Source organism: Streptomonospora nanhaiensis, from assembly GCF_013410565.1.
Taxonomy (GTDB): domain Bacteria; phylum Actinomycetota; class Actinomycetes; order Streptosporangiales; family Streptosporangiaceae; genus Streptomonospora; species Streptomonospora nanhaiensis.
This window is the reverse complement of record NZ_JACCFO010000001.1, coordinates 3464403-3481185: the sequence shown is the minus strand read 5'-3', so window position 1 is coordinate 3481185 and position 16783 is coordinate 3464403. Positions and strand designations below refer to the sequence as shown.

The 16783-nt window shown below is 75.6% G+C and carries 17 protein-coding genes; 9 read left to right on the top strand and 8 right to left on the bottom strand.

Annotated features, from left to right (window positions below; all coding sequences use genetic code 11):
- Positions 1-86 precede the first annotated feature (86 nt).
- Positions 87-548 (top strand): DoxX family protein, encoded by a 462-nt coding sequence (locus HNR12_RS15095; RefSeq protein WP_179768093.1) that lies wholly within the window; start codon positions 87-89, stop codon positions 546-548.
- A 107-nt stretch (positions 549-655) separates the two neighbouring features.
- The gene (locus HNR12_RS15090; RefSeq protein WP_179768092.1) at positions 656-1705 is read left to right on the top strand and encodes an LLM class flavin-dependent oxidoreductase; all 1050 of its coding nucleotides are present in this window, start codon (positions 656-658) and stop codon (positions 1703-1705) included.
- 38 nt (positions 1706-1743) lie between these two features.
- On the opposite strand, the gene HNR12_RS15085 is transcribed toward HNR12_RS15090, so the two are convergent.
- The gene (locus HNR12_RS15085; RefSeq protein WP_179768091.1) at positions 1744-2169 is read right to left on the bottom strand and encodes an NUDIX hydrolase; all 426 of its coding nucleotides are present in this window, start codon (positions 2167-2169) and stop codon (positions 1744-1746) included.
- 111 nt (positions 2170-2280) lie between these two features.
- On the opposite strand from HNR12_RS15085, the gene HNR12_RS15080 reads away from it, so the two are divergent.
- Positions 2281-2874, top strand: a complete 594-nt coding sequence (locus tag HNR12_RS15080; RefSeq protein ID WP_179768090.1) for a phospholipid scramblase-related protein — start codon at positions 2281-2283, stop codon at positions 2872-2874.
- Between the two features lie 20 nt (positions 2875-2894).
- On the opposite strand, the gene HNR12_RS15075 is transcribed toward HNR12_RS15080, so the two are convergent.
- Entirely contained in the window at positions 2895-3887 is a 993-nt protein-coding gene (locus HNR12_RS15075; protein WP_179768089.1) for a R2-like ligand-binding oxidase, read from the bottom strand.
- Positions 3888-4099: 212 nt separating this feature from the next.
- On the opposite strand from HNR12_RS15075, the gene HNR12_RS15070 reads away from it, so the two are divergent.
- Positions 4100-4336 (top strand): hypothetical protein, encoded by a 237-nt coding sequence (locus HNR12_RS15070; protein ID WP_179768088.1) that lies wholly within the window; start codon positions 4100-4102, stop codon positions 4334-4336.
- 11 nt (positions 4337-4347) lie between these two features.
- Here the strand turns inward: HNR12_RS15070 and HNR12_RS15065 are convergent, their stop codons facing one another.
- The 3 genes from HNR12_RS15065 to HNR12_RS29765 form a co-directional block, all read right to left on the bottom strand.
- Positions 4348-5994 (bottom strand): DNA repair helicase XPB, encoded by a 1647-nt coding sequence (locus tag HNR12_RS15065; protein ID WP_179768087.1) that lies wholly within the window; start codon positions 5992-5994, stop codon positions 4348-4350.
- Positions 5995-6191: 197 nt separating this feature from the next.
- Positions 6192-6698 (bottom strand): hypothetical protein, encoded by a 507-nt coding sequence (locus HNR12_RS15060; protein ID WP_179768086.1) that lies wholly within the window; start codon positions 6696-6698, stop codon positions 6192-6194.
- A 220-nt stretch (positions 6699-6918) separates the two neighbouring features.
- Entirely contained in the window at positions 6919-7710 is a 792-nt protein-coding gene (locus HNR12_RS29765; RefSeq protein WP_394353915.1) for a hypothetical protein, read from the bottom strand.
- A gap of 305 nt (positions 7711-8015) precedes the next feature.
- On the opposite strand from HNR12_RS29765, the gene HNR12_RS15050 reads away from it, so the two are divergent.
- Positions 8016-9164 carry an epoxide hydrolase family protein gene (locus HNR12_RS15050; protein ID WP_179768085.1) on the top strand — a complete coding sequence of 383 codons (1149 nt, stop codon included), beginning with the start codon at positions 8016-8018 and terminating at the stop codon, positions 9162-9164.
- 63 nt (positions 9165-9227) lie between these two features.
- Here the strand turns inward: HNR12_RS15050 and HNR12_RS15045 are convergent, their stop codons facing one another.
- The 3 genes from HNR12_RS15045 to HNR12_RS15035 form a co-directional block, all read right to left on the bottom strand.
- On the bottom strand, positions 9228-9722 hold the full coding sequence (locus HNR12_RS15045) for a hypothetical protein (RefSeq protein ID WP_179768084.1): 495 nt from the start codon (positions 9720-9722) through the stop codon (positions 9228-9230).
- On the bottom strand, positions 9719-12202 hold the full coding sequence (locus HNR12_RS15040; protein ID WP_179768083.1) for a helicase C-terminal domain-containing protein: 2484 nt from the start codon (positions 12200-12202) through the stop codon (positions 9719-9721). The genes HNR12_RS15045 and HNR12_RS15040 overlap by 4 nt, the downstream gene beginning before the upstream one ends.
- Positions 12203-12414: 212 nt before the next feature.
- The gene (locus HNR12_RS15035) at positions 12415-12768 is read right to left on the bottom strand and encodes a hypothetical protein (RefSeq protein ID WP_179768082.1); all 354 of its coding nucleotides are present in this window, start codon (positions 12766-12768) and stop codon (positions 12415-12417) included.
- Positions 12769-13141: 373 nt separating this feature from the next.
- On the opposite strand from HNR12_RS15035, the gene HNR12_RS15030 reads away from it, so the two are divergent.
- From HNR12_RS15030 to HNR12_RS15015, 4 genes are all read left to right on the top strand, one after another.
- Complete coding sequence (locus tag HNR12_RS15030) at positions 13142-13936, top strand: hypothetical protein (RefSeq protein WP_179768081.1); 795 nt, start codon at positions 13142-13144, stop codon at positions 13934-13936.
- Positions 13937-14443: 507 nt separating this feature from the next.
- Positions 14444-14827, top strand: coding sequence for a cold-shock protein (locus HNR12_RS29180; protein ID WP_179768080.1), 384 nt, complete (start codon positions 14444-14446; stop codon positions 14825-14827).
- 211 nt (positions 14828-15038) lie between these two features.
- Complete coding sequence (locus tag HNR12_RS15020) at positions 15039-15809, top strand: DUF3027 domain-containing protein (RefSeq protein ID WP_179768079.1); 771 nt, start codon at positions 15039-15041, stop codon at positions 15807-15809.
- A gap of 173 nt (positions 15810-15982) precedes the next feature.
- Positions 15983-16648 (top strand): AIM24 family protein, encoded by a 666-nt coding sequence (locus tag HNR12_RS15015; RefSeq protein ID WP_179768078.1) that lies wholly within the window; start codon positions 15983-15985, stop codon positions 16646-16648.
- The last annotated feature ends 135 nt before the right edge of the window (positions 16649-16783 follow it).

Sequence of the window (16783 nt, the reverse complement as noted above, 5' to 3'; positions counted from 1 at the left end):
GGGTATATCGGTATTCGCGATCGGTATTTCCCGCTTCAGTATCAGGGCTGGTCAAATGGTAGAAATCCCCAAAAAAAGGAGACCAGATGAAATACCTGGTACGGTCCGACGCGGTTCTCACCGACGTGGCGTTTCTGCTGGTGCGGGTCTGTGTCGGCGCCGTGTTCCTGGCCCACGGCTGGGACGCGGTGGTCAACCGGGGCGTGGCCGAGATGGTCCCCGGGCACCGCGAACTGGGCATCCCGCTCCCCGAGCTGAGCGCCCCGTTCCTGGCCTACGGCGAACTGGTCGGCGGCGTGCTGCTCATCGTCGGCGCCGTCACCCGCGCCGCCGCCGTGGTCCTCGCGTTCATCATGGGCGGCGCCTGGGTCTTCGTCCACGCCGAGGGCGGCCTGATGCTGGCCAACGGCGGCTTCGAGTACGTCATGGTGCTCGCCGCGATCTGCCTGCTGGTGCTGGTCCACGGCCCGGGCAGGTTCAGCGCCGACGCCCTGGCAGCGGGCCGGTTCGGCGCGCCGCTTCCGGAGCGCCCCGCCGCGCGGGCCTGAGCGCCGCCGCCACGGCCGCCCGCGCACGCGCGGGGGCGCGCCCCTGCCCCGGGACGCGCCTCCGCGCACCGCGGGAATTCCCGGCGGCGCGCGCTGTTGGAACCTTCGTGAGCACGCTGCCGCCCGCCCTCCGCCTCTCCGTCCTCGACCGCTCCAGCATCCGGCGGGGGCAGGACCCCGCTCGGGCGCTGCGCGACACCGTCGAGTTCGCGCGGCAGGCAGAGGAGCTGGGCTACCACCGGTTCTGGGTGGCCGAGCACCACAGCGTCCCCGGGGTCGCGGGCTCGGCGCCCACCGTGCTGGCGATGGCGGTGGCCGCGGCCACCTCGCGCATCCGGGTGGGCACCGGCGGGGTGATGCTGCCCAACCACCAGCCGCTCGTGGTGGCCGAGCAGTTCGGCGTGCTCGACGCCCTGCACCCCGGCCGGATCGACATGGGCATCGGCCGCTCCCTGGGCTTCACCTCGGGTATCCGCCGGGCGCTCGAACGCGGCGCCGACGCCGCCGACGACTTCCCCGACCAGCTCGCGCGGCTGCTCGGGTTCATCAGCGGGGAGCAGACCGACCACCCCGGCGTGCACGCCGTCCCCGGCGAGGGCAGCGGTGCGGCGCCGTTCCTGCTCGCCACCGGGGCGGGCGCGGCCACGGCGGCCGAACTGGGCCTGCCGCTGGTCATCGCGCCCGTGGGCGGGGTGGAGCGCATGGCCGGACTGGTCGCGGACTACCGCGCCGCCTTCCGCCCCTCGCGGTGGGCGCCGCGCCCCTATGTGGTGGTGTCGGGCAACGTCGCCGTCGCCGGCACCCCCGAGGCGGCCCGCCGCCTGCTGGTGCCCGAGGCGTGGTCGTTCGCCTACTCGCGCACCCACGCGGTGTTCCCGCCGCTGGAGAGCGCCGAGGACGTCGAGGCGCGGCAGATGACCGACCGCGAGCGCGCCCGCTTCGACGAGGCCATGGCCGGGCACGTCCACGGCACCGAGGACCAGGTGGCCGAGCAGCTCGCCGACCTGGTGGGGCGCACCGGCGCCGACGAGGTGCTGGTGACCCTGAGCACCTACGACCGCGCCGAGATGCTGGACTCCTACACCCGCCTGGCGCGCCTGGCAGGCCTGGCGGGGCGGCCGGCCGCGCGCCGGGCGGCCGCCACCGCCGCCGGCTAGCGCGGCGGGCCCCCGCGGCGGCGCCGGTCCGCTCCGCCTCAGTCGACGAGGTCCCGCTCGCGCAGCAGGTCCAGGACGCGGCGCACGGCCGGCGCGCAGCGGTCGCGGTCGGCGTGGGCCAGCCACGCGAGGTCGGCGATCTCGTTGGCGGGCGCCGGCTCGCCGGTGTGGTCGGCGGTGTAGCAGGACAGCCGCACCCGGGTGCCCGCGGGGCGGTTGTCGGCGGCCTCGTCGACCACCGCGAACGGGGCGATGGTGCCGGGCACCAGTTCCACCCCGGTCTCCTCGGCGACCTCCCGGGCCACCGCGGCCTCGTCGCTCTCGCCGGGCTCGCGCTTGCCGCCGGGCAGGTAGTACCGCTCCAGGCCGATCGTGCGGACGCACAGCAGCCGCCGGTCGCGCACGTGCACCCAGGCCAGGGCGTCGATCACGGGAGCGGGGGCCGCCGATTCACGTGGTGCCATGGTGCCGAGCCTACGGCGGGCGCCGCGCGGCGGGCGGCCCGGGGTGGTGGGCCCGCGGGCGGATCGCGCCGGGCGGGAACCGGCGGGCCGCCGCGCGCGTCCAACCCGTTCGTGCAGGATCTTTTCAACACGGCCCCCATCGTGGTGAAGCAGCCCAAGCGCTTCTTCATCGACGAGTCGGAGTACCACTGCTACGACCGCAACGGCCGGCACCTCGCCCACGTGCACGAGGTCGGGCTGGACGGCGGCATGAAGGCGCTGCGGTTCATGGCGGGCAACACCGCCGGCTTCGCGCGCAAGCTGATGGTCAACGACGCCTGGCGCCGCCCGCGCCTCTACATCGAGAAGTCGTGGGCGCTGTGGACGGCCTCCACCACCATCGCCCACCCCGACGGCACCCCGATCGGCTACATCGACCAGGACTTCAAGCTGTTCAAGGCGGGGTTTCGGCTGCTGGACCCCTGGAAGCGGCACCTGGGCACGATCAAGGGCGACTTCTGGGGCTTCGACTTCAAGATCGTCGACCACACCGACCACGAGATCGCCAAGGTCAACCGGCAGGTGGCCGACCTCGGCGACCTGTTCACCGCCGCCGACACCTACGTGCTGTGGCCGCGCTACCCCACGCTGCCCGAGCCGCTGAAGACGCTGGTCATCGCGTCGGGCATCACCGTGGACCTGGTGCTGGCCGAGGGCAAGCGCTAGGCGGGGCGCGCGGGGCCGCGCTAGGACCCCAGCCGGTCCAGCGCGGCGCGGTCCTCCTCGCCGAAGCGCTCCTCCAGCTCCTCGGGCGAGGCGTCCACGTCGATCCGGGACACCGGCACCCCCCGCGCGGTCTCGATCGCGCCCAGGCGGCGCAGCGCGCGGTCGGCGGCGTACTCCATCAGCTCGGTGTCGGAGAGCATGTACTGCTTCTCCTCCTCGCTGGGCGGCGGCTCGCTGCCCCGCCGCACCGACGACGTCACCAGCGGCAGCAGTTCGTTGACGCGCTCGGAGACCACGTCCCAGTTGGCGGGGTCGGCGGCCACGTGCCGGCGGCAGGTGAAGGTGCCCCACGCCATGTGGCGGCGCTCGTCGTCGCCGATGCGCTTGATGATCTGCCGCATGCCGGGGAAGATGCCGCGCGCCGTGCACACGTGGTTCCAGGCGTGGTAGCCGGTCAGCGCGAGCGAGCCCTCGATGATGTGGTTGTAGGTGACCGAGGCGCGCACCTGGTTGCGCGGGCCGGGGTCCTCCAGCAGCGCGTTCAGCGCCGCCGGCAGCTCGGCGTAGAACAGCGCGCGGTAGCCGGGGTTGGTGTCGACGAAGGAGTGCAGGTCCTCGCTGATGCCCACGGCGTCCAGCCACATGCGGAAGACCTGGACGTGCTTGGCCTCCTCGAACGCGAACTGGGTCAGGTACATCTCGTCGCCGATGCGGCCCTCGGCGGCCATCGCCCGGATGAAGGGCTGGATGTCCTCGGTGACCGCCTCCTCGCCCGCCACGAACAGCGCGCACAGCCGCATGATGCGCAGCCGCGCCTCCTCGGGCAGCCGCCTCCAGTCCTCGGCGTCGCGGCTCATGTCGATGTCGGCGGGGTCCCAGAACCGGGCGTTGCCCTTGCGGAACAGCCGCAGCGGGAAGGAGTCCCAGTTGAGGCCGCGGGCGCGCAGCGAGTGGAAGCCCTGGCGGGTCTCGGGGACCGGGGAGAGGGCCGCGGTGTCGGCGAGGTCGGTCATGGGGGCACCTCCGTGTCGTGTGTGCCACCCCATCATTGGACACGAAAGTGATCTGTGTAAAGGAGGGTCGGTAGGCGGGGCGGCGCCCGCGGACGGCGCGGGCGCGGCGGCGGGCGCGATACGGTCTTCTTCGTGCGCCCCGCCGCACCGCGGCGTGCCGCCCGCCCGCGCGTCCCCGCCCGCCGGGAAGACACAGGAGACCAGGAGACAACGTGTTCTGCGGCGATCCGGACAGTTCCGGCTATGCCTCCTGCGCCGAACAGGAGGCCCTCTTCGTCATCGCGTCGCTGATCCCGGCGATGCTCGCGCTGGTCCTCATGGTCGCCGCGTTCGCCACCCCGGCCGTGCGCCGGAACCCGTCGCTGCGCGCGCAGACCCTGGGCTACTCCCTGGTCGCCTGGTGCATCGCGGGGTTCACGATCGTCCTGGGCGCGCTGCCCCCGCTGTAGCCCGGCGGCGTCTACAGTTCGTCGCCGGCCAGTACGTCGTCGGCGTCGGCGATGCGGTAGGCGTAACCCTGCTCGGCCAGGAACCGCTGGCGGTGCGCCGCGAAGTCCTGGTCGATGGTGTCGCGCGCGGTCACCGCGTAGAACCGGGCGGTGCGGGAGTCGGCCTTGGGCCGCAGCAGCCGGCCCAGCCGCTGGGCCTCCTCCTGGCGGGAGCCGAAGGACCCCGACACCTGGATGGCCACGGCCGCCTCGGGCAGGTCGATGGAGAAGTTGGCGACCTTGGACACCACCAGCGTGGTCAGCTCGCCCGAGCGGAACGCGTCGAACAGCCGCTCGCGCTCCTTCACGCGGGTCTCGCCCTTGATCACCGGCGCGCCCAGCGCCTCGCCCAGTTCGTCCAGCTGGTCGATGTAGGAGCCGATGACCAGCGTCTGCTCCCCGGAGTGGCGGCGCACCAGCGCCCGCACCACCTCGGTCTTGGCCGCGGTGGAGGCGCAGAAGCGGTAGCGGTCCTCGGGCTCGGCGGTGGCGTAGGCCAGCCGCTCGGAGTCGCTGAGGTTGACCCGCACCTCGACGCAGTCGGCCGGGGCGATCCAGCCCTGGTTCTCCATGTCCTTCCACGGCGCGTCGTAGCGCTTGGGGCCGATCAGGGAGAACACGTCGCCCTCGCGGCCGTCCTCGCGCACCAGGGTGGCGGTCAGGCCCAGGCGGCGCCGCGCCTGGAGGTCGGCGGTCATGCGGAAGATCGGCGCGGGCAGCAGGTGCACCTCGTCGTAGACGATCAGGCCCCAGTCGCGCGCCTCGAACAGCTCCAGATGGGTGTGGACGCCCTTCCGGCGCGCGGCCATGACCTGGTAGGTGGCGATGGTGACCGGCCGGATCTCCTTGCGGGTGCCGGAGTACTCGCCGATCTCGTCCTCGGTGAGGGTGGTGCGGCGCAGCAGTTCGCTGCGCCACTGGTGCACCGAGACGGTGTTGGTGACCAGGATGAGCGTGGTGGTCTTGGCCAGCGCCATCGCCGCCGCGCCCACGATGGTCTTGCCGGCGCCGCAGGGCAGCACCACCACGCCCGAGCCGCCGGAGTAGAAGCTCTCGGCGGCCTCGCGCTGGTAGCCGCGCAGCTCCCAGTCGCCCTCGGCGAGGTCGATGGCGTGGGCCTCGCCGTCGACGTAGCCGGCGAGGTCCTCGGCCGGCCAGCCGAGCTTGAGCAGGGCCTGCTTGAGGTTGCCGCGCTCGCTGGGGTGCACCGCCACGGTGTCGGGCTCGACGCGCTCGCCGAGCATGCCCTTGACCTTCTTGGCGCGCACGACCTCCTCCAGCACCGCCTGGTCCAGGGCGTGCAGCACCAGGCCGTGGATGGGGTGCGCCTGGAGGCGCAGCCGGCCGAAGCGGTCCATGGTCTCGGCGATGTCGACCAGCAGGGAGTGCGGCACCGGGAACCGGGAGTACTTGATGAGGGCGTCGACGACCTGCTCGGCGTCGTGCCCGGCGGCGCGCGCGTTCCACAGCGCCAGCGGGGTGACCCGGTAGGTGTGCACGTGCTCGGGGGCGCGCTCCAGTTCGGCGAAGGGCGCGATGGCGCGGCGGCACTCGTCGGCGAGTTCGTGGTCGACTTCGAGCAGGAGGGTCTTGTCGGACTGGACGATCAGGCAGGACACACGTACCTCGCAGCAGGGGTAAGGGCAGGCGGGCCGCCCACGGCGCGCCGGGGCGTGTAACACCGGGACCGCCCGCGATATGCCCGCGCCGCGTCACCGCGTCAACCCTACGCGGTGCCGGGGCGGGAGGCGGGGAGACACGGACGCGGGCCGCGCGGGAGGAGCGGGGGCGGGGCCGCCGGGGAGGGCGGCCGGGGTCACAGCAGGGCGAGGATCACCATGACCGCCGCCGCGAGGATCACGCACATCAGCGCGATGTAGACGAACGTGCAGCCCCACATGTAGCGGATGCAGCGCTCGACCTCCATGGGCTCGGAGGTGCGGGTGAGCGCGAGGATCCCGTAGGCGATGCCCGGGACGTTGACCAGCAGCACCAGCAGCGGAAACCCCAGCAGCACGAACAGCATGGGAAACGCCAGCGTGGCCAGGGAGCACAGCAGGCCGGCGACGGCGGCGCCGACGCGGGCGGGCGGGCCCGTGTACTCGGGGGTGCGCGGCGTGGGCGGCGGCAGGCCGCGGCCGGGCCCGTGGCCGGCGCGGCCGTAGGCGGCGGGCGGCGCGCCGAGAAGAGGGCCGCCGCCCACCGGCGGGCCGAGGGGCGCGGAGCCGGTGCCCGCGCTCCCCGGGCCGCCGCCCGTTCGGCCGAGGCCGCTCCCGGGCTCGCTGTCCCAGTAGCCGCGGGGGCGCGGCAGTGGGTCGCTCATCGGTTGCCCGCCTTTCGGGTCGTCCGGGCGGCGCGCGCGGAGGGGCGCCGCGGTGGCCGCCCCTCGGCAGTGGCGCGCGCCCGCCGCCGCTGCCCGCCAGGGTAGTGTCCGCCGGGCCGGTGCGGGCAAGCGGCGGCGGTGCCCGGTGGGCGGCCGCTGGGGCCCACTGCCCCGTGCGGGCGGCTCGACACCGCCGGGCGGCCGAATCGGCGGGCGGCGGTCAGTAGCCGACGCCGACGACGCCCTCGAACAGCGAACCGGCCTGGGTGAGCAGCCACAGACTCATGACCACCATGACGGTGAACATCACGGCGGCGGCGCCCAGGGCGTACCAGGAGTAGCGGGTGAGGGTCTCGGCCTCGGCGTAGCGGCCCTGGTCGCGCTTGTGTCCGGCGCGGACGGCGAACACGATGCCGATGACCCCGAAGATCCAGTTGGCGCAGCACAGGAACGTCAGCGCGTGCAGGATCAGCGCCATGGTGGGGCTGCTCGCCCCGGCGGCGGGCGCGGGCTCGGCCCGGTCCGCGGCGCGGTCGGGGTCGCGGTCGGTGCCGCGCTCGTCGGGGTCGCGGTCGGCGCGGCGGGTGTCCGGTGCGCTGCCGGAACCGGGGCGGCCGGCTGGGCGGTCGTCGGCGGGGCGCCACCGCGGTCCGCCCTCGGCGCGGGCGCCGGAGGGGGAGCCGGGCGCGGGAGCGGGCCGGGCACCGGGGGGTTCGGGCGGCTCGGCGCGCCCACCGGGCGCGGGAGCCGGGCGCGGCGCGGGGGCCGGCGGCTCGGCGCGGTCGCCGCCCCAGGGTGCGGCGGCGGGCCGTTCGCCGCGCGCGGGGCGGTCGCCGCCCGGGTCGCGCCGCCCGGCGCCGGGGGCCTCGCCTGGGCCCGTGCCGGAGGGGTCGCGGGGGCCGCGCGGCTCTCCGTCCTGCCCGCGCCCGGCCTCGCGCCGGCGCGCGCGGTACCCCGGCGGCGGCTCGTCCCGAGGAGAGGAGGCGCCGGGCGGCAGCGAATGGTTGCTCATAGGGGGTTCCCTCTTCGCGGATCCGTGGGCGTGGGGCGGGTGCCGGTACTTGTCGCACCTCCTATCTCATCAGAGATCCGGCCGCCGTCCGCGCCGGGACAAGGCGTCGCGCCGTCCGGACGCCCGGCGGCCGGCGCTGGCCGGCCCGGCGGCGCGGACGTCGCCCGCGGTGCGCGATCGCGGAAGGAACCGTTCCGCAATGGCTCCTACGGTGCTCCTGCCGGCGGCGGGAGGCGCACCGCGTCCCGCCGCCGGCGCGTCCGGTGGCCGAACCGCGCCACCGCGGGACCGCACAAGGAGCAGCCATGGGCACCGACACCGCCGCAGTCACCGACATCCGCCCCTTCACCGTCGAGGTGCCGGGGGCCGACCTCGACGACCTGCGCGAGCGGCTGGGGCGCACGCGCCGGCCCCGGGAGCTTCCGGGGCAGGGGTGGGACCGGGGCGCGCCGCTGCCGTTCCTGCGCGGCCTGGCGGAGTACTGGCGCACCGGGTTCGACTGGCGCCGCCGGGAGCGGGAGCTGAACGCCCTTCCCCAGTTCACCGCCGACATCGGCGGCCAGACGGTGCACTTCGCGCACGTGCGCTCGCCCGAGCCGGACGCCACGCCGCTGCTGCTCAACCACGGGTGGCCCAACTCGCTCGTGGAGTTCCTGCCGCTCATCGGCCACCTCACCGACCCCCGCGCCCACGGCGCCGACCCCGCCCGCGCGTTCCACGTGGTGGTGCCCTCGGCACCGGGGTTCGGCTTCTCGGCGGCGCCCTCGGCCACCGGGTGGTCGGTCGCCCGCACCGCCGGGCTGTGGGCGCGGCTGATGCGGGCGCTGGGCTATGAGCGCTACGGCGTGCAGGGCGGCGACCTGGGCGCCTACGTCGCCCCGGCGGTGGCCGAGGCCGACCCCGACCGCGTCACCGGCGTCTACATCACCGCCGGGATCGGGTTCCCGACCGAGGCCGACGTGCCCGGCATGACGCCCGATGAGCTGGCCCACTACGAGCGGATGCGGCAGTGGTCCACCGGCGGCCTGGACCACCACGCCCTGCTGCGGCGGGGGCCGCAGACGTTCGACTACGGGTGGGCGGACTCCCCGGTGGCCCTGCTCGGCTGGATGGCGCACAAGTTCCAGGAGTTCCACGTCTCCCAGGGCGTGTTCACCGACGTGATCGACCGCGACCTGTTCCTCGCCAACGTGTCGCTGTACTGGTTCACCCGGACGGCCGGGACGTCGTCGTGGCCGATGTACGACACCGAGGACTCCCCCTGGCCGGCGGGGCAGCGGCACGTGCCCACCGGGGTCTACTCCGGCCCGCCCGGGATCCGCCGCCTGGCGGAGCTGCGCAACGACGTCGTGCACTGGCCCGAGCACAACCCCGGGCGGCACCACTTCGTCACCATGGAGTCGCCCGGGCCCTACGCGGCCGACCTGCGGGCGTTCTTCGCCGAGGTCGGGTGAGCGCGGCACCGCCCGCACCGGCCCGTGACGCCCGGCGGGCGGGCCGGTGCGGGGGCGGCGGCGTCACCGCAGGCCGGTGGCAAGTTCGGTGTCCACGCCCAGGCGGTAGCCGCCGGTGAACGCGACGGTGATCCGCTCGGCGGCCCAGTCGACGTGCTCGACGCGCACGGGCTCGTCCGCGCCGCCGGTGCCCGCGGGCGCCGTGACCTCGTGGAAGTAGGAGTCGGGGTCGTGGCCCAGGCGCAGGGTGTAGCGGTCGCCGCCGAGGGCGGGGCGGCGCACCAGCACGATTTCGACCGGTACCGGGTCGGCGCCGGAGCCGGGGGTGTCGGGGTCGTAGCGGACCCCGGCGTCGGCCGAGGAGAGCCGCTGGACCTCCTCGGTGAACAGGTCGAGGTCGACCAGCGGGAGGTCGCCCAGGCCGATCACCACGCCCACCGGCAGGCTGACGAGGGCGGCGGCCGCCGCGGCGGCCAGGGTGCGGCCCGGCCGCGCGGGGGCGGGCGGCGGAGGCGCGGCCGGGTGGCCGGGGAGGGCGGGGTCGTCGGAGGAGGTCACGCGGGGTCTTTCGGGGGGTCGGCGGGGGAGTCGAGGTCGGCCACCCCGGTGATGCGGTGCACGGCGAAGCGGTGCACCGCCGCGCGGGTGGCGTCGTAGGCGGTGAGGAAGCCGCCCTCGACCCGGGCGGGCTCCACGATGCGGCTGCTCGCGCGGCCGTCGGAGTCCAGGTAGCCGATCCAGACCCGGCGGCCCTCGGTGGCCGCATGGGCGAGCACGCTCAGGGTGGCGGCCGTGGACGAGCGCGGCGGGGCGGAGTCGGGGGCGGGCACGGGGCGGCGCCGGGCGGTGGCGGCCTCGTCGCCCGCGCGCACCGCCCGTACCGCCGCCATGCGCAGCTCCGGCCCGGGCGGCGCGGGCTCCTCCTGGTCGCGCCCGGCCGGCGGCGCGGCGCGGGGGTCGGCGCGGCGCGCCTCGGGGCGGGTGAGCTGCACGGTGCCGTCGGCGGCCTCGGCCACGGGGTGGTAGCCGAGTTCGGCCAGGCGGGCCATGAGGACCGGGCGCGTCGTGCGCGAGGCGAGCACGGTGGGCGCCAGGCGGAACAGTCCGAGGTCGGCGGCGCGGCGGTCGCTGTGGAGTTCGTCCAGCACGGTGGGTTCGTCGCAGCGCAGGTAGCTGGAGGCGGTGCCGATGCGCAGCCGGCCGTGCCGCCGGGCGACGTCGGCCACCAGGTAGCGCAGGGGCTGGGGGAGTTCGGTGGCGGAGTGGCGCTCCAGCATCGCGATCAGGTCGTCGGCGCCGCGCCCGGCGTCGAGGGCGCGGCGGACGGAGTCGGCGCTGAACCGGTACACGGTGGCCCCGCCCGTGGACTCCACGTCCGCCGACAGCGCGAGTTCGCGGGCGAGTTCGGGCACGAGCGGGCCGGGCGCCACCGCCGTGAGGTCGCCCTGGACCAGGATGCGGTCCAGAGGGCGGGGGAGTTCGGCGGCCAGGAGTTCGCCGGCCCGGGTCTTGTCGCGTTCGGCGAGCGGGGTGTCCTCGGTGCCGGCCTCCTCCAGCAGCGCGCGGGCGTGCGGCGCGAGCGCGCCCGCTCCGGTCAGGCCCAGCAGCGCGGCCTCGCGCAGCGCGGTGTCGACGAGTTCGGTGTAGGCGGCGCCCTGGCGGCGCGGCCGGAGCCAGGCGAGCCGGGCGGCGACCGCGTCGGGCGCGGGCGCGGTGCCCTCGGGCGCGGCGGCCAGCGCCAGCAGCACGTCCACGCGGACCTCGGGCGCCGAGCGGCGGTCCAGGCCGGGGCCCAGGATGGTGCGGGGACGGCCGCGGGCGTCGCGGGTGCCGTTGAGGGAGGCGACACGGGGCGAGCGCAGCCACGCCTCGGCCAGCCGCAGCCAGCGGCGTTCGCCGGGGGACTCCCGCCACAGGTCGAAGTCGGGGGTGGGCAGCCACTCGCCGTCGACCTCGCCGCTGGCGGCCAGGAGCCCGGCGGCGTGCGCGGTCTCGATGAGCACGGCGGCGCCGGTGTCGTCGGTGTCGAGGTCGCGGGCGGCGCGGCGGAGGTCGCGGGTGCCCAGGCCGCCGCTGCGCAGCACCCCGGGCGGGTCCTCCGACCAGCGCTCCAGCAGCTCCTCGACGGAGCGCAGCACGGTGAAGACCTGGCCGGCGGCCGCCCGCATGGCGGTGGCGGGGTCGGCGGGGCGGCCCTCCAGCGGCGGGGGGTCGGCCGGGACCTCCGTGAACAGCCGCCCGCCGCGCAGGTGCAGGGCGACCTCGCGGGGCAGCGCGACGGTGTCGGCGCCGACGGGCACCAGCAGCGCGAGGGCGAGCAGCCGGTCGATGGGCGAGGCCGCCGAGGCCAGGCCGGTGCGGCGGTCGGCGCCGGAGACGGTGCCCTGGGGCGGACCCCAGACGAGGCGGTCGAGCACGGGGCGTGCGTCGGGACCGGCCAGGGCCAGGAGGTCGTCGATGCGGCCGGGGGCGGTCAGCGCGGCCGCGATCCGCTCAGCGGGGTCGCCCTGGGCGTAGCCGGTGGGCAGGCCGAGATCGGCGGCGACGGGGTTGAGGCGCTCGGCCGGGCGCTCGCCCAGCAGGGCCCGCAGCGGCGGCCCCAGCCCGGCGGGGGCGCGCAGGATGTCGCGCAGCACGGCGACCGGGCGCAGGCGGCCGGAGTCGCGCCAGACCAGTGCCAGGGACAGGAGGTCGGCCACGGCCTCGCCGACGCGTTCGGCGGGTGCGGGCACCGCCGCGGCGAGCCGGTCGGGGTGGACGCCGGGGCCGCCGGCCATGCGGTCGTCGCCCAGCGCGACCAGGCCCTCCAGCACGCACAGGGTGAACCGGTCGAGCCGGTCGAGCACGCGCAGGACGGCCGGGCGCGCCGTGGCCCGCGCGGCGAGCGCGCCGATGTCGGCGGGCACGGGGGTGACGAGGTCGGGCCGGTAGGCGAAGAGCGCCGCCAGCTCTGCGTCGGACCGCTGCCGCAGCCAGGAGGTGAAGGTAGGGGGGCGCCCGCTCGTGCCACCGGGACCCGGATCGGCGTGGTCGATCATTTTCTCAACGCTATGCGATGCCCCCACCCGGCGCAGGCCCGATCCGCCCCCTGTGGACGGCCACCGCCCGAGCGGGATGGGTGCCGCCCGGCCGCACCCGCGCCGCCGCCCGGCACCTCTGCCGCCCGCCGGGCCGGGGAGCCGGGTGGCGGGCGGCGCCGCCGGTGCCATCGGCGCTAACGGCGCTAACGGTGCTAACGGAGCTACCGGTGTTACTCGAAGTCCACGCGCACGGAGCGGGCGCCCTGGAGCGGGGGGATCCACTGGGTGTCGTCGCGGCCGGAGCCCAGGGTGCTGCCGGTGCAGTCGGGGCCGGTGTAGAACGCGTAGACGGCGATCGGCTCGGAGTCGATGAAGCTGACCATGCGCGGGCCGTCGAAGGTGTGGCAGCCGTCGTTGAGGGTCAGGCTGTCGTAGCCCAGGCCGGGCAGCGCGTAGGTCTCCAGCGTGCCGGAGGACGCGCCGGTGGCACCGGGTGCGGCGGTCTCGGCGCCGGCGGGGGCGGAGAGGGCGGCGGCGGCCAGGGCCGCGCCGATCAGGGTCGTGATGCGGGTACGGGCGCGCATGCTGCCTCCTGGTGTGGCTGGGAGCCGCCGGATCGGCCGGGTGTGCCGTGCGGCGCGGTCGGTGGTGCCCCCGGCCGTCCGCGCGGCGCGCGGACGGCCCCGCACCGTGTCCGCTGCGGGCCCTCGGCGCGTGGGCCCGTCCGGCCCGCGGGCACGGCGCCGCGTCCCGGCGCGGGCTCACGCGGGCGCGGGAGCGCCCCGCGTGCGGCCGGTACGGAAGCGGGGCTTCCATCTATACACTCCGTGCCGTCACTTCGCCGCTACTTTCGGTCGCGGGTTGGGTTTTTCCCGGCCGTCCGCAACCGGGTCCGAAGTGCGGTCGGGCGCTCGGCCGCCTTCGGCGGCGCCCGATCTTGCGGCACTATGGGGACCTATGACCGAGCGGGCCGAGCAGTTGGTGCTCCAGTACCTGTCGCGGGTCGGGGACGCCGCCTACGGTGTCCTGCCCTCGCGCCGGCGAGCGGCCTACCTCGGCGAACTCCGCCGGCGGATCCTGAGCGCGTGCGCCGACGCCGGCGCCGAGACCCACGAGGACGTGCTGCGCGTGCTGCGCGGCTTCGGCCGCCCCGCCGACCTCGTGGCGCGCGAGCTCCGCTCCGGCCAGGCCGCGGCCTCCGGTGCCGCTGCGGTGCGGCCGGAGTCCGAAACCGGGGCGAAGGGGGACCAGGCCGACCAGGGGGACGAGAGGGGCGCGGCGGACCCCGCCTCCGCGCCGCCCGGCCGCCCCCACCGCCCGCCGCCGCCCTGGCGCGGCGGCCCCGCGCGGGCCTCCGCGCTGCGCCGCGCCCGCGACGGCGCCGCCCGCCCGGGCGCGGCCCTGCTGTCCGGGTTCTCGCCCGCGCCGCTGCGCCGCCATCCCCCCGAAGTGCTGGCCGTGGTGCTCTACCTGGTGAGCGGTGCCGTGGGCGCGGCCGCCGCGGCCTGGCCGGTGGGCGCCGCCATCGTCGCGCTGAGCCGCGCGTGGTCGGCCCGCGACAAGGCGATCGGCCTGGGCGTGCCTCTCACCGCAACCCTCGTGGGCATGTCCCTGTGGCGGGGCGACGCCGTCTACATCGACCAGGTCATCGCGGGGTCGCTGGCGGCGACCGGCGTGGTCGGCCTGCGGCTGGCGGCCTTCTGCTGCGGCTGCTACCTCGCCGTGCGCCTGGCCCGGCTCGGCGACCGCTGAGCGCGTGGGTCAGTCGTTCGCCAATTCTCCGGAATATCGGCGTTGACCTGCGTTTTCCTACGAGTGAGGACCTACCTGCCGGGTAATCATGGACCTGCGTGCCGATACGGATTCGTACCGCTATCGACCGAACTGGCGGCGTCGTGCCCGTGACGGACACAGCGCTGTCCGGGTCGGCGGCGGTCGCCGGTTCCGCCGGGTCCCGTCCCAATACTCCGCAACCAGCGGTACCGGGGGCACCGCCGATCGAGGGGTCCGGAGATCCGCGTCCGGACCCCTCATCCGTGTGCGCTCCCGCCGCCCCGGCCGGGCGCCCCGCCCCGCCCGGTTTCACACCGCTTCGCGGTGGCCGGTAGCGGCCGTCCCCGACCCCTGCCGGAACGCACCGCCGCACGGGATTTCACCGTGGAAATCGCTCGCCCGCCGGGAACGCGGCGCACTAGCCTGAAAAGGGCCCTATGGGAAGATAAGGGCCACTCCAACGACGGCGAGAGCGTGAGGTCACCCGTGCCCACCGGCAAGGTCAAGTGGTACGACAGCGACAAGGGTTTCGGCTTTCTCACCCGCGACGACGGCGGTGAGGTCTTCGTGCACTCCTCCGCGCTGCCCGAGGGCGCCGAGGCGCTCCGCTCGGGCCAGCGGGTGGAGTTCGGCGTCGTCGAGGGCCGCAAGGGCGCGCAGGCGCTCCAGGTCCGGCTGCTCGACGCCCCGCGGTCGGTGGCCAAGGCCCAGCGCAAGAAGCCCGACGAGATGGTCGTGCTGGTCGAGGACCTCATCAAGCTCCTGGACGGCGTCTCCGGCACCTACCGCCGCGGCAAGCACCCCGAACGCCGCGAGGCCGCCAAGATCGCCCAGGTGCTGCGGATCCTCGCCGACGACCTCGAAGCGTGAACCCGCCCCTGCCGGGGCGCCCGGCGGCGCCCCGGCACCCCCGCGGACGTGACTCCCGACACATCCGCTCCGGACAGTCGGGCACAACCCCCGCCGCCTGCGACGTAACGGTCGACTATCGATCGGTGTGGTGGTCATGTCGGTGCCCGTTATCAGCGAAAATGAAGACGTGAGTCCAAGCCGTCGTTCTCCCGCACCAGACAAGGCATGCATGGAGGCGGTCGACCTCGCCCGCGCCGCGGCCGTCGAGATCGCCCGCGCGGAGTGGGTGGGCGAGCACCTCTCCGCCTACGTCGAGGGTGACCGTGTCGTCACCCACCTCTTCGCCTGCCTCGATCCCGCCTACAAGGGCTGGCACTACGCCGTCACCGTGGCGCGCGCCTCGCGCGCCAAGAAGGTCACGGTCAACGAGGCCGTCCTGCTGCCCGGCGGCGAGGCGCTGCTCGCCCCCGAATGGGTGCCGTGGAAGGAGCGCCTGCGCCCCGGCGACCTCGGCGTGGGCGACCTCCTGCCCAGCCCCGAGGACGACGACCGCCTGATGCCGGGCTACGCCCAGGTCCCCGACGACGAGCTCGCCGAGGACGGCGTCGACCGCCAGATGGTCTGGGAGCTGGGCCTGGGCCGCCCGCGCGTGCTCTCGGAGGCCGGCCGCGAGGCCGCCGCCGAGCGCTGGTACAACGGCGACGCCGGGCCGCGCAGCCCCATCGCCAGCGCCGCCCCCGCCCAGTGCGCCACCTGCGGGTTCATGACCCCGCTGGCGGGCGAGTTCCGGCGGATGTTCGGGGTGTGCACCAACGAGTTCGCCCCCGACGACGGCCGGGTCGTCTCCCTCGACCACGGCTGCGGCGCGCACTCCGAGGCCGCCCAGCCCGCCGCCGCCAACACCCAGCCGCCGATGCGGCCGGTCGTCGACGAGATGGGCTACGACCACATCGTCTTCGACGACACCACCGAGCTGGAACTCGTCTCCTCGGAGGGCTGAGGCCCGCCCGACACCGCCGGGGCCGCGCGCCCGCGCCCTCGGCCCGCCCGCTCAGCCGGCCGGAACCCGCGCGGGGTCCGGCCGGTCTTATCCGGGCGCACCCGCACCCGCGGGTGCGCCGGGCACACCACGCCGGTCCGCGACCGCGGCCGGACACGAGAGGAGCGGGTGAGTTGCGCAGCGAGCTGTTCAGCGAGCAGATGCGGGAGTCCCAGCACCGGGGCATGGCCCTGCAGAACCCCCGGATGCTGCGCGTCGGCCTTGACGGCGAGGTCTACGCGCGCCAGGGGTCGATGGTGGCCTACCAGGGCGACATCGACTTCGCCTACAAGGGGTCGGGCAGCATCGCCAAGTTCCTCAAGAAGTCGCTGTCGGGCGAGGGCGTCCCCCTGATGACCGTCTCCGGGCGCGGCGACGTGTTCTTCGCCCGCGACGCCTGGGAGATCCACGTCATCGACCTTGAGGGCGACTCCATCACGGTCAACGGCGAGAACGTGCTCGCGTTCGAGCCGGGCCTGGAGTGGGACATCCGCCGCGTCGAGGGCGCCGGGCTGGTCTCCGGCGGCCTGTTCAACACCGTGTTCAGCGGCACCGGGCGCATCGCCGTCGCCTGCCACGGCACCCCCGTGCTGCTCAACGTCGACCAGCCCACCTTCGTGGACCCCCAGGCCGCCGTCGCCTGGGCCGCGTCGCTGCGGACCGGCATGCGCCGCACCGTCAAGGCCGGCGCGCTGATCGGCCGCGGCAGCGGCGAGGCGTTCCAGCTGGCGTTCGAGGGCCAGGGCTTCGTCCTCGTCCAGGCGTCCGAGGGCGTGCCGCCCGCGCCGGCGAGCGCCTGAGGCGCGCCGGCCCCGGCCCACCGCGCGCCCGCCCGGCGGCGGGCGCGCCGCCAGGGTCCGACGACCCGCCGGGCCGCCCGGCGGAGTAGGAATTCCCACCGCGCACTCCCCTGTCCGTCCGCCGCCGAAGGCGGC

Bases quoted from the DNA above. Each gene is read 5' to 3' on its own strand.
- HNR12_RS15095 (WP_179768093.1), top strand. From the start codon at position 87: ATGAAATACCTGGTACGGTCCGACGCGGTTCTCACCGACGTGGCGTTT.
- HNR12_RS15085 (WP_179768091.1), bottom strand. From the start codon at position 2,169: ATGGCACCACGTGAATCGGCGGCCCCCGCTCCCGTGATCGACGCCCTG.
- HNR12_RS15075 (WP_179768089.1), bottom strand. From the start codon at position 3,887: ATGACCGACCTCGCCGACACCGCGGCCCTCTCCCCGGTCCCCGAGACC.
- HNR12_RS15060 (WP_179768086.1), bottom strand. From the start codon at position 6,698: ATGAGCGACCCACTGCCGCGCCCCCGCGGCTACTGGGACAGCGAGCCC.
- HNR12_RS29765 (WP_394353915.1), bottom strand. From the start codon at position 7,710: ATGAGCAACCATTCGCTGCCGCCCGGCGCCTCCTCTCCTCGGGACGAG.
- HNR12_RS15050 (WP_179768085.1), top strand. From the start codon at position 8,016: ATGGGCACCGACACCGCCGCAGTCACCGACATCCGCCCCTTCACCGTC.
- HNR12_RS15040 (WP_179768083.1), bottom strand. From the start codon at position 12,202: ATGATCGACCACGCCGATCCGGGTCCCGGTGGCACGAGCGGGCGCCCC.
- HNR12_RS15035 (WP_179768082.1), bottom strand. From the start codon at position 12,768: ATGCGCGCCCGTACCCGCATCACGACCCTGATCGGCGCGGCCCTGGCC.
- HNR12_RS15030 (WP_179768081.1), top strand. From the start codon at position 13,142: ATGACCGAGCGGGCCGAGCAGTTGGTGCTCCAGTACCTGTCGCGGGTC.
- HNR12_RS15020 (WP_179768079.1), top strand. From the start codon at position 15,039: ATGGAGGCGGTCGACCTCGCCCGCGCCGCGGCCGTCGAGATCGCCCGC.